At 32.7% G+C, this 13,370-nt stretch carries 17 protein-coding genes, 1 tRNA gene and 2 other annotated features (1 of these 20 only partly in view); all 18 genes read right to left on the bottom strand.

The genetic code is table 11. From position 1 onward, the window contains the following. Nucleotides 1–429: 429 nt before the first annotated feature. Nucleotides 430–792, bottom strand: a complete 363-nt coding sequence (gene rplL, locus FQB35_RS01590; RefSeq protein WP_148808233.1) for a 50S ribosomal protein L7/L12 — start codon at nucleotides 790–792, stop codon at nucleotides 430–432. Between the two features lie 32 nt (nucleotides 793–824). Further along, nucleotides 825–1,322, bottom strand: a complete 498-nt coding sequence (gene rplJ / locus FQB35_RS01585) for a 50S ribosomal protein L10 (RefSeq protein ID WP_148808232.1) — start codon at nucleotides 1,320–1,322, stop codon at nucleotides 825–827. Between the two features lie 49 nt (nucleotides 1,323–1,371). Then, nucleotides 1,372–1,507 (bottom strand) — a sequence feature (ribosomal protein L10 leader region). A gap of 60 nt (nucleotides 1,508–1,567) precedes the next feature. After that, nucleotides 1,568–2,266 (bottom strand): 50S ribosomal protein L1, encoded by a 699-nt coding sequence (gene rplA, locus FQB35_RS01580; protein ID WP_148808231.1) that lies wholly within the window; start codon nucleotides 2,264–2,266, stop codon nucleotides 1,568–1,570. A gap of 61 nt (nucleotides 2,267–2,327) precedes the next feature. After that, nucleotides 2,328–2,753 (bottom strand): 50S ribosomal protein L11, encoded by a 426-nt coding sequence (rplK, locus tag FQB35_RS01575; protein WP_148808230.1) that lies wholly within the window; start codon nucleotides 2,751–2,753, stop codon nucleotides 2,328–2,330. A 79-nt stretch (nucleotides 2,754–2,832) separates the two neighbouring features. Continuing rightward, nucleotides 2,833–3,351 (bottom strand): transcription termination/antitermination protein NusG, encoded by a 519-nt coding sequence (gene nusG, locus FQB35_RS01570; RefSeq protein WP_148808229.1) that lies wholly within the window; start codon nucleotides 3,349–3,351, stop codon nucleotides 2,833–2,835. A gap of 49 nt (nucleotides 3,352–3,400) precedes the next feature. Beyond that, nucleotides 3,401–3,619 (bottom strand): preprotein translocase subunit SecE, encoded by a 219-nt coding sequence (gene secE / locus FQB35_RS01565; protein WP_148808228.1) that lies wholly within the window; start codon nucleotides 3,617–3,619, stop codon nucleotides 3,401–3,403. Between the two features lie 55 nt (nucleotides 3,620–3,674). Further along, nucleotides 3,675–3,824, bottom strand: coding sequence for a 50S ribosomal protein L33 (gene rpmG / locus FQB35_RS01560; protein ID WP_148808227.1), 150 nt, complete (start codon nucleotides 3,822–3,824; stop codon nucleotides 3,675–3,677). Between the two features lie 299 nt (nucleotides 3,825–4,123). Next, a complete protein-coding gene (gene tuf, locus FQB35_RS01555; RefSeq protein ID WP_148808226.1) occupies nucleotides 4,124–5,317 on the bottom strand; it encodes an elongation factor Tu in 1,194 nt (397 codons plus the stop codon). A gap of 87 nt (nucleotides 5,318–5,404) precedes the next feature. Next, nucleotides 5,405–5,481, bottom strand: a tRNA-Thr gene (locus tag FQB35_RS01550). Nucleotides 5,482–5,553: 72 nt separating this feature from the next. After that, nucleotides 5,554–6,174 (bottom strand): RNA polymerase sporulation sigma factor SigH, encoded by a 621-nt coding sequence (gene sigH / locus FQB35_RS01545; RefSeq protein WP_148810726.1) that lies wholly within the window; start codon nucleotides 6,172–6,174, stop codon nucleotides 5,554–5,556. Between the two features lie 167 nt (nucleotides 6,175–6,341). Beyond that, complete coding sequence (locus tag FQB35_RS01540; RefSeq protein ID WP_148808225.1) at nucleotides 6,342–6,857, bottom strand: NYN domain-containing protein; 516 nt, start codon at nucleotides 6,855–6,857, stop codon at nucleotides 6,342–6,344. Nucleotides 6,858–6,868: 11 nt separating this feature from the next. Further along, nucleotides 6,869–7,609, bottom strand: coding sequence for a 23S rRNA (guanosine(2251)-2'-O)-methyltransferase RlmB (gene rlmB, locus FQB35_RS01535; RefSeq protein WP_148808224.1), 741 nt, complete (start codon nucleotides 7,607–7,609; stop codon nucleotides 6,869–6,871). A gap of 43 nt (nucleotides 7,610–7,652) precedes the next feature. Continuing rightward, nucleotides 7,653–8,426: an FAD-dependent thymidylate synthase gene (gene thyX, locus FQB35_RS01530; RefSeq protein WP_148808223.1), complete on the bottom strand. Its 774-nt coding sequence runs from the start codon at nucleotides 8,424–8,426 to the stop codon at nucleotides 7,653–7,655. A 25-nt stretch (nucleotides 8,427–8,451) separates the two neighbouring features. Beyond that, the gene (locus FQB35_RS01525; protein ID WP_148808222.1) at nucleotides 8,452–8,826 is read right to left on the bottom strand and encodes a hypothetical protein; all 375 of its coding nucleotides are present in this window, start codon (nucleotides 8,824–8,826) and stop codon (nucleotides 8,452–8,454) included. Then, complete coding sequence (locus tag FQB35_RS01520; protein ID WP_333473043.1) at nucleotides 8,827–9,270, bottom strand: Mini-ribonuclease 3; 444 nt, start codon at nucleotides 9,268–9,270, stop codon at nucleotides 8,827–8,829. It lies immediately after the preceding gene. A 181-nt stretch (nucleotides 9,271–9,451) separates the two neighbouring features. Further along, nucleotides 9,452–11,107: a glutamine--tRNA ligase/YqeY domain fusion protein gene (locus FQB35_RS01515; RefSeq protein WP_148808221.1), complete on the bottom strand. Its 1,656-nt coding sequence runs from the start codon at nucleotides 11,105–11,107 to the stop codon at nucleotides 9,452–9,454. Nucleotides 11,108–11,248: 141 nt separating this feature from the next. Beyond that, entirely contained in the window at nucleotides 11,249–12,646 is a 1,398-nt protein-coding gene (cysS, locus tag FQB35_RS01510) for a cysteine--tRNA ligase (protein WP_148808220.1), read from the bottom strand. Beyond that, nucleotides 12,633–13,310, bottom strand: a complete 678-nt coding sequence (gene cysE / locus FQB35_RS01505) for a serine O-acetyltransferase (protein WP_148808219.1) — start codon at nucleotides 13,308–13,310, stop codon at nucleotides 12,633–12,635. Before cysE ends, cysS begins: the two co-directional genes overlap by 14 nt. 50 nt (nucleotides 13,311–13,360) lie before the next feature. After that, nucleotides 13,361–13,370 (bottom strand) — a binding site (T-box leader) (it continues 207 nt past the right edge of the window).

The raw sequence follows: 13,370 nt of genomic DNA, 5'->3' as shown, positions 1-13,370 counted from the left end.
CCTCAAAACTTCACATTATCATACTTTTTTTATTCTATTACATGTGACAGGAGGTCTTTCGTTCAAATATTCTTGTTCTATATAAACAACTTTTTTAAAATCTATATAAAGTTATCCATCTATATAAAGTTATCCATAGATGCAACCAATTTATAACTTCCTATAGACCATTAAAAAGTTGGAAATTAAAGATGTTCATATGATTCTTCTCATAATTCATAATATTGCCATTCATAATATTTTTTATACAGAAAGTCTTAAATTTCGCCTCCTATGGCAGTATATAATGCTATCATAAACCCTATTTATTGTCAAGTCCTCAATTTTATGTTATAATAATTTTTGCATATGTTTTTAATTGACTCGCATAAAGGAAAAAATAAAAAGGTACTCTGGATTTCTCCAGAGTCCCTTTTTATTTTTATTTAATTATTTAACTTCTACAGTTGCTCCAACTTCTTCTAATTTAGCTTTCATTTCTTCAGCTTCTTCTTTAGATACGCCTTCTTTTAATGTTTTAGGAGCTCCATCAACTACTTCTTTTGCTTCTTTTAATCCAAGTCCTGTAATTTCTCTTACAGCTTTGATTACTTTAATTTTTTGGCTTCCAGCGCTAGCTAAAACTACATCAAATTCAGTTTTTTCTGCTGCTGGTGCTGCTCCTGCTGCTCCTGCAACTGCAACTGGTGCTGCTGCTGATACACCAAATTCTTCTTCACATGCTTTTACTAATTCGTTTAATTCAAGTACTGTCATACCTTTTATAGCTTCAATAATTTGCTCTTTTGTCATTTTATTACACCTCCGAAAATTTTAAATAATTATTACGCTTCTGCGCCATTTTTATCAGCAATTGCTTGAAGTAAGTAAGCAAGATTTGATAATGGTGATTTAATGCTTCCAAGGAACTTCGCAAGTAATACTTCTCTTGAAGGTATTTCTGCGATTTGCTTGATTGTTTCAATATCATAGTATTGTCCTTCAACAACACCTGATTTTAATTCTAAAGCTTTGTGCTCCTTTGCAAAATCATTTAAGATTCTTGCTGGTGTTACAGGATCTTCATATCCAAAAGCAACTGCATTTGGCCCTGTTAAATCTGCTGTTAAAGATTCAAAATCAGTGTCTTTTACAGCTAATCTCATTAAAGTATTTTTATATATTTTATATTCTACACCAGCTTCTCTCATTTGCTTTCTTAACTCTGTTACTTCTTCAACAGTTAACCCTCTATAATCAACGATTACAGCTGATTGGGCTTTGGAAAATTTTTCTTTAATCTCTTCTACAATCTGTTTTTTCACGTCTAAGTTGCTTGACATTTAGGTGTCCACCTCCTCTGCAATTTTGAAATTGCTCAATCCGTTCTGTTATTATAATAACAGAACCTCTCTACCGTAGACATAGAGAGGCTCCTAAACTCTTTCGAATCTATAGATAATTACCTCGGTAGGCAACTTTAAACCTAAATGGTACCTACTGTCTACGGTTTATGTTCAATTTTATTTGCAACATCATAGATTATATCATTGCATCTTTATGATGTCAATGATCATTTTTTGGATAATTAACCCATTATTTTTGTTGGATTTATCTTAACACCAGGGCCCATTGTACTAGTTACAACAACACTTTTTAAATATTGTCCTTTTGCAGCCGCTGGTTTTGCTTTAATGATTGCATCTAATAATACACTGAAGTTTTCATTTAATTTTTCAGTACCAAAAGATACTTTTCCAATTGGCACGTGAATAATATTTGTTTTGTCTAATCTATACTCAACTTTTCCTGCTTTTATTTCTTTTACAGCTTTTTCAACTTCGAAAGTAACTGTTCCTGACTTAGGGTTTGGCATTAAACCTTTTGGTCCTAATATTCTACCTAGTCTACCTACTAGACCCATCATGTCTGGTGTAGCTACTACTACATCAAAGTCAAACCAGTTTTCTTTTTGGATTTTTTCTGCTAACTCTTCTGCTCCGACATAATCTGCCCCAGCATTTTCAGCTTCTTTTGCTTTCTCTCCTTTTGCAAAAACTAATACTTTTCTTGTTTTACCTGTACCATGTGGTAATACAATAGCACCTCTTACTTGTTGATCTGCATGTCTTGAATCAACACCAAGCTTAATGTGTGCTTCAACTGTTTCATCAAACTTAGCTTTTGCAGTTTCTGTTACTAATTTTAAAGCTTCTTCTGGTTCATATTGAACTGTTCTATCAACTAATTTTGCACTTTCTAAATATTTCTTTCCTCTTTTTGGCATGTTTTTTACCTCCTTCGTGGTTTTAACGGTTTTTATATACCTCCCACCTAACTATAGGGTATTATTCTTCAACAATAATCCCCATGCTTCTAGCAGTACCTTTTATCATGCTAATTGCAGCTTCTATACTACCTGCATTTAAGTCAGGCATTTTAAGCTCTGCAATTTCTTTTACTTTATCTACAGATATTGTAGCAACCTTATCTCTATTAGGTACACCAGAACCACTTTCAATTCCTGCTGCTTTCTTTAACAAGACAGCTGCTGGTGGTGTTTTTGTAATAAATGTAAATGATCTATCTTGGTAAACTGTAATAACAACTGGTATAATCATACCAGCTTGATCTGCAGTTTTCGCATTGAATTCTTTACAGAACTGCATAATGTTAACACCTTGTTGTCCAAGTGCTGGACCTACTGGCGGTGCTGGAGTAGCTTTCCCTGCAGGGATTTGTAGTTTGACATATCCTGTAACTTTTTTAGCCATTAGTACACCTCCTCATTTATCTTGCAGTAACCTGCACATATATTTTATATTTAAAAGCATATAAGCTTTTTAAAAGCAATTATAATTTTTCTACTTGTGTAAAATCGAGTTCTACAGGTGTTTCTCTTCCAAACATTGAAATAAGAGCCTTCAAGGTCTGTTTCTCTAAATTGATTCCTTCTATAACTCCAATGAAGCTTTCAAATGGTCCTGATGTAACTTTTACTGTATCTCCTACAACAATATCAATCTCTGCAACTGGCTCTTCAATGCCCATACTCTTCACTTCTTCATCACTTAAAGGAATCGGCTTAGATCCTGGACCTACAAAACCTGTAACTCCTCTTGTATTTCTAACTACATACCAAGATTCATCATTCATGATCATCTTGATTAATACATAACCTGGGAAAATCTTTTTCTGTTTTGCTTTTTTCTTCCCATTTTTTATTTCTATTTTTTCTTCTGTGGGTACAACAATTTCAGTAATAATATCTTCCATACCTCTGTTTTCAACAAGTTTTTCAATATTTGCTTTAACTTTGTTTTCATGTCCAGAGTAGGTATGGACTACATACCATTTAGGCGTTTCTGACATATTCGAGAGTAGCCACACTTTATAGCCTAGTCTACTCTTCCCTCCCTCACTATTTAATAATTAGTTGAAGAGCTTTTCCAAATATTGTATCTACCAGCCAGATTCCAATAGCTACAACTGCACAGGTTGTCAGTACAACTGTAGTATATGATGTCAATTCCTTTTTACTTGGCCAAATTACTTTTTTCAACTCTGCCTTAACATGTCTAAAGAACTTCCCTACGTCTCTAGATTTGGCTGCCTTATTTGTATTTGTTTGTACTGCCATACCATTTCACATCCTTATATGTTAATTCTACCAAACATACATTTTCAACAAAGGATTATTTTGTTTCCTTATGAGTTGTGTGAGACTTACAGAATTTGCAGTATTTTTTTAATTCTAATCTGTCTGGATTATTTTTTTTGTTTTTCATAGTATGATAATTTCTTTGTTTGCATTCTGTACATGCTAGAGTCACTTTCACTCTCATAGTTACACCTCCTAAATGCCAGCTTTTATCTAAACTACCTTGCAATTCGACACAGATATCTCATTATGACACCATTACTTTATAAAGCTATCATAATTTTATATTGATGTCAATACAATTTTTGATTAGACGCAAGGCGTCTTATAAACACACAGAAAAAAACACCAAAATATAGTATTTCTTCCTCTGGGTTTATATTTTAAAACAATTTTATTTATAGTATAACCATAATTTGCTTTCATTATTGTATGTTTATTTAAAAGGACTAGGCTTGGGTTTCAAACCTAGTCCTATTCTAATTACTCAATAATGCTAGCAACAACACCTGCTCCAACTGTTCTTCCACCCTCACGGATTGCAAATCTTAATCCTTCTTCGATTGCAATTGGGTTGATTAATTCAATTTCCATTGTTACGTTGTCTCCAGGCATGCACATTTCTACTCCTTCTGGTAGTGAAACAGATCCTGTAATATCTGTTGTTCTGAAGTAGAATTGTGGTCTATATCCATTAAAGAATGGTGTATGTCTTCCACCTTCTTCTTTCTTTAATACGTATACTTCTGCTTTAAATTTTGTATGTGGGTTGATTGTTCCTGGCTTTGCTAATACTTGTCCTCTTTCGATTTCATCTCTTTGTACACCTCTTAGAAGTGCTCCGATGTTATCTCCTGCTTGTGCTTGATCAAGTAGCTTTCTAAACATTTCTACTCCTGTTACTACTACTTTTCTTGGCTCATCTGTTAATCCTACGATTTCTACTTCATCTTGTACTTTTAATACTCCTCTTTCTACTCTTCCTGTTGCAACTGTTCCTCTTCCTGTGATTGAGAATACATCTTCTACTGGCATGATGAATGGCTTATCTGTATCTCTTTCTGGCTCTGGAATGTATTCATCAATTGCTTCGAATAATTCTATAATCTTATCTCCCCATGGTCCTTCTGGATCGTTTAATGCTTCTAGTGCTGATCCTTTGATGATTGGTGTATCATCTCCTGGGAATTCATATTCATTTAATAATTCTCTTATTTCCATTTCTACTAATTCTAATAACTCTTCGTCATCTACCATATCACACTTGTTTAAGAATACTACGATGTATGGTACACCTACTTGTCTTGATAATAAGATGTGCTCTCTTGTTTGTGGCATTGGACCATCAGTTGCTGCACATACTAGGATTGCTCCATCCATTTGTGCTGCTCCTGTAATCATGTTCTTAACGTAGTCAGCATGTCCTGGACAGTCTACGTGTGCGTAGTGTCTGTTTGGTGTTTCATACTCAACGTGTGCTGTTGAAATTGTAATTCCTCTTTCTTTTTCTTCTGGAGCTTTATCAATGTTATCAAATGCTACTGCTTCTCCAGTTCCATATCTTTTGTTTAATGTAACTGTAATTGCTGCTGTTAATGTTGTTTTACCATGGTCAACGTGACCGATTGTTCCGATGTTAACATGCGGTTTGTTTCTCTCAAATTTAGCTTTTGCCATTTTTTCTCCTCCTATCTTATAATTTATCAAATATTTTATTTTTCAAAGTAAACTTATCCGGGTGTGTCTATGTATACAAAACTAAAATGGAGCCCATGAGCGGATTCGAACCGCCGATCTCCGCCTTACCAAGGCGACGCTCTAACCACCTGAGCCACATGGGCACTCACCATTACTATTCTACTACTCACCTAGATAAAAGTCAATGTTTTTTATTTGAAATATTTTTCCTTTTTCTAGTTTCCTCTTGTTTCTAGATATCTTTCTAATTTTCGTTTTACACGCTGCAATGCATTATCAATAGACTTTACATGTCTATTAAGTTCAAGTGACATCTCTTGATATGATTTTCCTTGTAAATAAGACATCAATACAGTCCATTCTAAATCACTTAATATTTCTCCTATTTTTGATTCAATATGAGATAGCTCTTCTCTTGATATAATAAGTTCTTCAGGATCTGAAATTCTTGTGCCAGATATTACATCAAGCAGTGTTCTGTCTGATTCCTCATCATATATTGGCTTATTTAAAGATATATATGAATTTAAAGGTATATGTTTTTGCCTTGTAGCTGTTTTTATTGCAGTAATTATTTGTCTTGTAATGCATAGTTCTGCAAAAGCCCTAAAAGACGATAGCTTGTCTGACCTAAAGTCACGAATTGCCTTAAACAACCCTATCATCCCTTCTTGAATTATATCTTCTCTATCAGCACCAATTAAAAAATAAGACCTAGCTTTTGCTTTAACAAAATTTTTATACTTTTTAATCAAATATTCTAGTGCTTTCGTATTTCCATTTCTAGCATCCTCAACAACATCTTCATCAACCATCAAATCTAAATTTTCGTTCATATCTTCCTGTGCCCTACTTATTCCCACAAAAATCTCCTCCAGCACTTTTCTGATTTTGTGCCAAATCTTTTTACCAAACCCCAAATATGTACAAAACGTCAACAATCGTAATCAGCACAAAATTGTATACTTATTATAACGTAACCTACATCATCTCGTCAAGAAATTCATTGGTTTCTGCGCCATTTTTCAAGCTTTTCGACAATTTGCTTGTCAATTCGATCCCTAAGAGTCGATCTTATTTGTTTTGATGCTTCTGTTTTTTTATGAATTTTTTTCATAATTCTTTCTAATTCAAGCTTTAACTCTCTTGCAGAAATCCTTGTACCCCCACTTCCTAATACAACTTGTTGTTCTGCCCAATCAGAGGTAGCAACAGTTACAAAATTTCTCCTATCCTTCGTTAATTCTTCTACCATTTTTTCAATATAAGAATCTGCTGTTTGATGCTCTTTTGTAAAGATGACCTCTACTCCTTTTATAGAAAACTTCCTCAAATCATTTCCTTTTACATAATGTGCATCAAATACAACAATCACAGCATATCCTGTATAATGCTTATAATCTACCATTTCTTGAATCAAACGATCTCTTGCTTCTTCCAAATTAATCTTTGCTATTTCTTTTAACTCTGACCATGCATTGATTACATTATATCCGTCTACCAACAAAAACTGTCTCAAATTTTATCACCCTATTCTATTCCCTCTCTTTGCCGCACCACTTCATACATAAGAATAGATGCTGCAACAGAAGCATTTAAAGAACTTACCTCTCCCTTCATAGGTATATTTACTAAAAAATCACATTTTTCTTTTATAAGTCTCCCAATTCCTTTTCCTTCACTTCCAATTACTAAAGCAATTTTACCCTTCATATTTTCTTCATAATGCTTTTTTTCTCCTGACATATCTGCACCAATTACCCAAACCCCTTGTGATTTTAGCATATCTATTGTTTGAGCAATATTAGATACTTTAGCAACAGGAACATATTCTATTGCACCAGCTGAAGTTTTTGCAACAATACTTGTAAGTCCAACAGCTCTTCTTTTAGGGATAATAATACCGTGAGCACCAGCAGCATCTGCTGTTCTCATAATAGATCCTAAGTTATGTGGATCCGTAATTTCATCTAGTATAATAATAAAAGGATCCTCTCCTTTTTCTTCTGCTTTTTTAAGAATATCTTCAACTTCTACATAATTATGTGCTGCAACAAAAGCAATCACACCTTGATGTGCATGAGACTGAGAAATATTATCTAACTTTTGTTTTTGCACATATTGAATTGAAATACCCTTATCTTTCGCCATACCAATAATTTTTTTAACAGAACCTTCTGCCCCTTTTGCAATCATAATTTTATCTATTTCTCTATTTGCTCTTAAAGCTTCAATAACAGGATTTCTTCCTTCAATTTTATCTACATTCATATTTGCACCTCTTTATCACTTTTTCTTTATAATTCCCAATATTTTATATTTTATGGGTAATAGGCTGTAAGAAAGCTTCCCTTATCTCTCTCATTTTACCACAAGTCATATCTCCTTCTGGACATGGCCCTACCAAACACTTTGGTCCTGCATTTTTAAAAATGACAGGCGCTACTTCTTTTACTATTTTTAGCATTTTTGTAGCCATATCCCTAATTTCCCATTGAGCCCTTTGACAGCATCGATGATTAAAAAAGTTTAAAAGAGTTCTTGCATTCATGGTAAAAACAATTTTTGTCTCACAAGCGTTTGGAAAAACATATCGACTATCTTCAATTGCCATTTTTTCAGATATTCTTTTTGCTTGTTTTTCACTTTTCCCTTCTTTTATTAATCGATCATAATGCTTCTTTTGCAAAATATTTACCAAAGCATTATATTTTTCCTGATCTTCATTCATAGCTTTTAGAAACATATCCTTTGCTTCTGGAATAACTTCAATGCTAGGTGGTATAATATATTCAAATTGATCAAGCTTTACGTATCTTTGAGATTGCTGTGAATAACTAGCAATACGATGTCTTACAAGCTGATGTGTAAGTACTCTACTTACTCCTTCTACTGCAAATGTAAAACTTATATGCTCAATCGGAGACTCATGTCCTAAACTCATAAGCATATCCAAAAACTTTTCAGTTTTTTCTCCAGATAAATCTTCCATAATCTCATCTACACCAACCCTTGAATAACAGAGCTTTGCAGCAGCTGCTATCACCTTTTCTGGCTCAGGTGTATATTGAATCAATTTTACTTTCATTCTTTTTCCTCCTGTTTTTTCCTCATTATTTCTTCCAATTACTCTTTACTTTAAATTCCTTATAAGGAAACAAATATAAAAAATATCCTCTTACCTTCCCTTGGTACTCTCCAGCTATTTTTATTTCTTTACACGTTTTCCCATCTTCACCACAATAAAGTATCGTAGAAAATCCATCTTTCTTTGTTTTCTTAACATCAACTACCTTATAGCTAACAAGTCCCCATTTTTTTAACAAACCATTATACTTTTTTTCTTCATCTACTGATTTTTCTACAAATTGTTTAAACTTTAATGCATCCCCTTTAACTTCTATCTCGTCTAAGAATAAAGACTTCGTTATAAGTACAATAAATAAAAGTATTATAATATATAACATATTCTTTTCTCTTTTTGTCACCTACACCCCTCCTTGCTCAACCTCTTCTATAACCTGAATTCCTTTTTTTATGATCTCTTTTATACGTTTTTTATTTCCTAATAGATACAAATATCCAATAAGTGCTTCAAATCCTGTGGCATATTTGTAATCCGTAAGATTTGCATTTTTAGGAACAGAGCCTGATTTTTGATTTCTTCCTTTTTTGATAATTGCCCATTCCTCTTTATTAAGTTCTTTTTCAAGCATATGTACAATTTTCGCTTGGGCTGATGCTTTTACAAACTTAGTAGCAATTTTATGTAGCTTATTTACATTCCCTCCATATTTATGGAGAATGTACTCTCGAATATATACTTCATAAACTGCATCTCCAATATACGCAAGCACCAAAGGAGAGACAAACCGAATATTTTCTTCACTTTTTATTTCTAAATCCATATATTCAACAAAGTTTTTTTCCATTTAAAACCCTACCTTATTTTTATATTTCATATATTATAATTTGCCCTATACTCAATCATACTATAATTTTCTAGAACAGAAAAGTGCTTTCGTTCTATATCGTTGCAAAATAGACATTTCATCCCTTGACAAAAAAAATCATCGATCTGCTTTTTCTACCGCAAATCGATGATAATTATTTTTATTTATTCATTTTAAAAGAACTCTTTAAGGATACAATTCTGTTAAACACTAATTTTTCTTCTGTAGAATATTTAGGATCTACATTAAAATATCCATGTCTAAAGAATTGGAATTTTTCTTGAGGTTTTGCACTCTTCATATTTGGTTCAATAAAACCTTGTAATATTTCTAATGAATTTGGATTTATACAATCTAAAAATGATTTTTCTTCCTCTTGGTCTTTATCTAAAATCAATGGCTCATATAGTCTAAACTCTGCAGGTACAGCATTTTTTGCATCTACCCAGTGTAGGGTACCTTTTACTTTTCTTCCTGTAAAACCAGTTCCACTCTTTGTTTCTGGATCATAAGTACAATGAATTTCTATTACGTTTCCATTTTCATCCTTAATAACTTCATTACACTTAATAAAATATGCATGCTTTAATCTTACTTCATTTCCAGGGAATAATCTAAAATATTTTTTAGGTGGATTTTCCATAAAATCTTCCTGCTCAATATATATTTCTCTTGAGAATGAAATTTGTCTTGTTCCCATTTCTGGATTTTCTGGATTATTTTCTGCATTTAACATCTCAACTTTATCCTCTGGATAATTTGTAATCACTACCTTAAGAGGCCTTAAAATAGCCATTGTTCTTAACGCTTTTAATTTTAAGTCTTCTCTTATAAAATGTTCAAGCATTTGATAATCTACTGTACTATTATTTTTTGCAACTCCAATTTCTCTTGCAAAATTTCTAATAGATTCTGGTGTAAATCCTCTTCTTCTTAACCCTGAAATAGTTGGCATACGAGGATCATCCCATCCATCTACATACTTTTGATCTACCAATTGTTTTAATTTTCTTTTACTCATAACTGTATTTGTAAGATCTAGTCTTGCAAATTCAATTTGCTGCGGTTGACATTCCATTTCACATTCCTTTATTACCCAATCATATAATGGACGGTGATCTTCAAATTCTAATGTACAAATAGAATGTGTAATTCCCTCAATAGCATCCTCTATTGGATGTGCAAAATCATACATAGGATATATACACCATTTATCCCCTGTATTGTGGTGTTTTGCATGAGCAATACGATAAAGCACTGGATCCCTCATATTTAAATTAGGAGATGACATATCAATTTTTGCTCTTAATACTTTTTCACCATCTTTAAATTCGCCATTTTTCATTCGCTCAAATAAATCCAGATTCTCTTCTACACTTCTATTTCTATAAGGACTCTCTTTCCCTGGCTCTGTCAATGTTCCACGGTATTCTCTTATTTCTTCTGCTGATAAGTCACATACATAAGCTTTTCCTTTTTTTATTAGTAGTATTGCACGATTATACATTTCTTCAAAATAATCTGATGCAAAAAAAAGTCCGTCCCACTCAAAACCTAGCCATCTTACATCTTCTTTTATAGATTCAACGTATTCTGTATCTTCCTTTAATGGATTTGTATCATCAAATCTCAGGTTAGTTTTTCCATTAAATTCATCTGCTAAACCAAAGTTTAGACATATTGATTTTGCATGACCGATATGTAAATAACCGTTTGGCTCTGGTGGAAAGCGTGTAATAATTTCTTTGTGTTTTCCAGTTTTTAAGTCATCTATAATAATATTTTTTATAAAATTTGATGAGGTTTTATTTTCCATGGCTACACAACCTTTCTCCCTATTTTGAATATAATTATAACGTATTCATGTTAATATATCAAAATTTTTCAGTTATTCAAATGAATAAAATAAAAGGTTGTCGTCCCTAAAACTCCTTTCATTTAGGGACTGACAACTACTTTATTTTTTGATAGTCCATTTTGTTCCTTGAGGCGTATCCTCTAATACAATCCCTCTTGCCTTTAAATCATCTCTTATTTTATCTGCTAATGCAAAATCTCTATTTTTTCTTGCTTCTTGCCTCATCTTAACAAGCTTTTCAATTTCTTCATCCAATGCTTCTTCTTCCTTTGTTACAAGACCTAGTACATTTGTTAGCTCTAAAAACAAATCCAAGCTTTTTTGAATAAACTCTTTTGAAGCATTTGAATTTACACTAGAATTAATAGTTTTTACCAATTCAAACACTGCTGCAATCCCATCTGCAGTATTTAGGTCATCATCCATTGCACTAATAAACTTATCTTTGTATTTTTCAAGCTCTTTAAATTTTTCTTTTTCTTCATCATTCATATTTCCTTCTGCAACATTATCCAATAAGTGTTTTAGATTGTTCTTTGCATTATATAATCTTTCTAATCCATTTTTCGCTTGTTCCATAAGATCTCTGCTAAAGTTAATTGGATTTCTATATTGTGCAGATAACAAGAAGAAGCGAACAACTTCACCATCAAAATCTTTTAGTATATCCCTTACAGTAAAGAAATTTCCCTTTGACTTTGACATTTTTTCGTTATTGATAGTTATATATCCATTATGCATCCAGTATTTTGCAAATGGTTTTCCTGTACAAGCCTCACTCTGCGCAATTTCGTTTTCATGGTGAGGAAAAATCAAATCTTGCCCTCCTCCATGAATATCAATTGTCTCTCCTAAATACTTCATAGCCATAACAGAGCACTCAATATGCCAACCTGGTCTACCTTTACCCCATGGGCTATCCCATGCAATTTCTCCTACCTTTTGTGCTTTCCAAAGAGCAAAATCCATAGGATGTCTTTTTATATCATTTATCTCAATTCTAGCTCCAGCTTCTAAATCTTCTATACTTTGCTTTGATAACTTTCCGTATTCCTCAAATTTAGAGGTATCAAAATATACATCTCCCTCTGCTTCATATGCATACCCTTTATCAATAAGCCTTTGTATAAACTTAATTATATCTTGCATATTTTCTGTCACCTTAGGATGAACATCTGCCTTTTTTACTCCAATTTCACCTGCATCTTTGAAGTATTCTTCTATATATTTTTCACTAACTTCTTTAGGTGTTATTCCTTCTTCATTTGCACGATTAATAATTTTGTCATCAACATCTGTAAAGTTCTGTACAAATTTAACCTTATAACCTCTATACTCTAAATATCTTCTTAATGTATCAAATACAACAAAAGGTCTTGCATTTCCAATATGAAAATAGTTGTAAACCGTTGGCCCGCAAGCATATATTTTTACTTCATCTGGATTTATAGGTACAAATTCTTCTTTTTTCCTTGTAAGTGTGTTATATATTTTCATCCCTTTTTTCCCCCTCTTTTATTTTTTTCTCTAAATCAGCAATTCTTTTTCTTAGACATTCAAGCTCTTGCATTATTGGATCAGGTAAATGAATTTGATCTAAATCAATTTCAGGCTTATGCATACTTTGAATCTTAACATTATCTTTTATAACAATGCGCCCCGGTACCCCCACTACAGTACAATTTGGCGGCACTTCCTTTAATACTACAGAACCTGAACCTATCTTAGAATTATCTCCTACTTTAAATGGTCCTAACACCTTTGCACCACTACTAATTACCACATTATTTCCTATTGTAGGATGCCTTTTTCCTGTTTCTTTTCCTGTTCCTCCTAATGTAGCCCCTTGATAGATAGTTACATTATCTCCTATTTCTGTCGTTTCTCCTATAACTACTCCCATCCCATGGTCTATAAATAATCTCTTTCCTATTTTAGCTCCTGGATGTATTTCTATCCCTGTAAAAAATCTGCTTACTTGGGATATAAACCTAGCTAACACTACAAAACCTCTCTTATACAAAGTATGCGCAATCCTATGGCTAATAATACTATGAATGCACGGATAACACAAAAGCACTTCTAATCTACTTTTCGCAGCAGGATCTCTCTCTAAAATTGCTTCTATTTCTTCATTTATTTCTTTTATAAACTTAAACATATTCTATCCTCCTTTCAATTTTGAACAAATAAAAAAACCTTCTTCTCACATACAGAGACG

The sequence above is a fragment of the Crassaminicella thermophila genome, assembly GCF_008152325.1.
Taxonomy (GTDB): domain Bacteria; phylum Bacillota; class Clostridia; order Peptostreptococcales; family Thermotaleaceae; genus Crassaminicella_A; species Crassaminicella_A thermophila.
The sequence above is the reverse complement of the archived record's forward strand: the minus strand, read 5'-3'. Positions and strand labels throughout refer to the sequence as shown.

Bases quoted from the DNA above. Each gene is read 5' to 3' on its own strand.
- rplL (WP_148808233.1), bottom strand. From the start codon at position 792: ATGACAAAAGAGCAAATTATTGAAGCTATAAAAGGTATGACAGTACTT.
- rplJ (WP_148808232.1), bottom strand. From the start codon at position 1,322: ATGTCAAGCAACTTAGACGTGAAAAAACAGATTGTAGAAGAGATTAAA.
- rplA (WP_148808231.1), bottom strand. From the start codon at position 2,266: ATGCCAAAAAGAGGAAAGAAATATTTAGAAAGTGCAAAATTAGTTGAT.
- rplK (WP_148808230.1), bottom strand. From the start codon at position 2,753: ATGGCTAAAAAAGTTACAGGATATGTCAAACTACAAATCCCTGCAGGG.
- nusG (WP_148808229.1), bottom strand. From the start codon at position 3,351: ATGTCAGAAACGCCTAAATGGTATGTAGTCCATACCTACTCTGGACAT.
- secE (WP_148808228.1), bottom strand. From the start codon at position 3,619: ATGGCAGTACAAACAAATACAAATAAGGCAGCCAAATCTAGAGACGTA.
- rpmG (WP_148808227.1), bottom strand. From the start codon at position 3,824: ATGAGAGTGAAAGTGACTCTAGCATGTACAGAATGCAAACAAAGAAAT.
- tuf (WP_148808226.1), bottom strand. From the start codon at position 5,317: ATGGCAAAAGCTAAATTTGAGAGAAACAAACCGCATGTTAACATCGGA.
- sigH (WP_148810726.1), bottom strand. From the start codon at position 6,174: ATGAACGAAAATTTAGATTTGATGGTTGATGAAGATGTTGTTGAGGAT.
- rlmB (WP_148808224.1), bottom strand. From the start codon at position 7,609: ATGAATGTAGATAAAATTGAAGGAAGAAATCCTGTTATTGAAGCTTTA.
- thyX (WP_148808223.1), bottom strand. From the start codon at position 8,426: ATGAAAGTAAAATTGATTCAATATACACCTGAGCCAGAAAAGGTGATA.
- FQB35_RS01520 (WP_333473043.1), bottom strand. From the start codon at position 9,270: ATGGAAAAAAACTTTGTTGAATATATGGATTTAGAAATAAAAAGTGAA.
- FQB35_RS01515 (WP_148808221.1), bottom strand. From the start codon at position 11,107: ATGGAAAATAAAACCTCATCAAATTTTATAAAAAATATTATTATAGAT.
- cysS (WP_148808220.1), bottom strand. From the start codon at position 12,646: ATGAAAATATATAACACACTTACAAGGAAAAAAGAAGAATTTGTACCT.
- cysE (WP_148808219.1), bottom strand. From the start codon at position 13,310: ATGTTTAAGTTTATAAAAGAAATAAATGAAGAAATAGAAGCAATTTTA.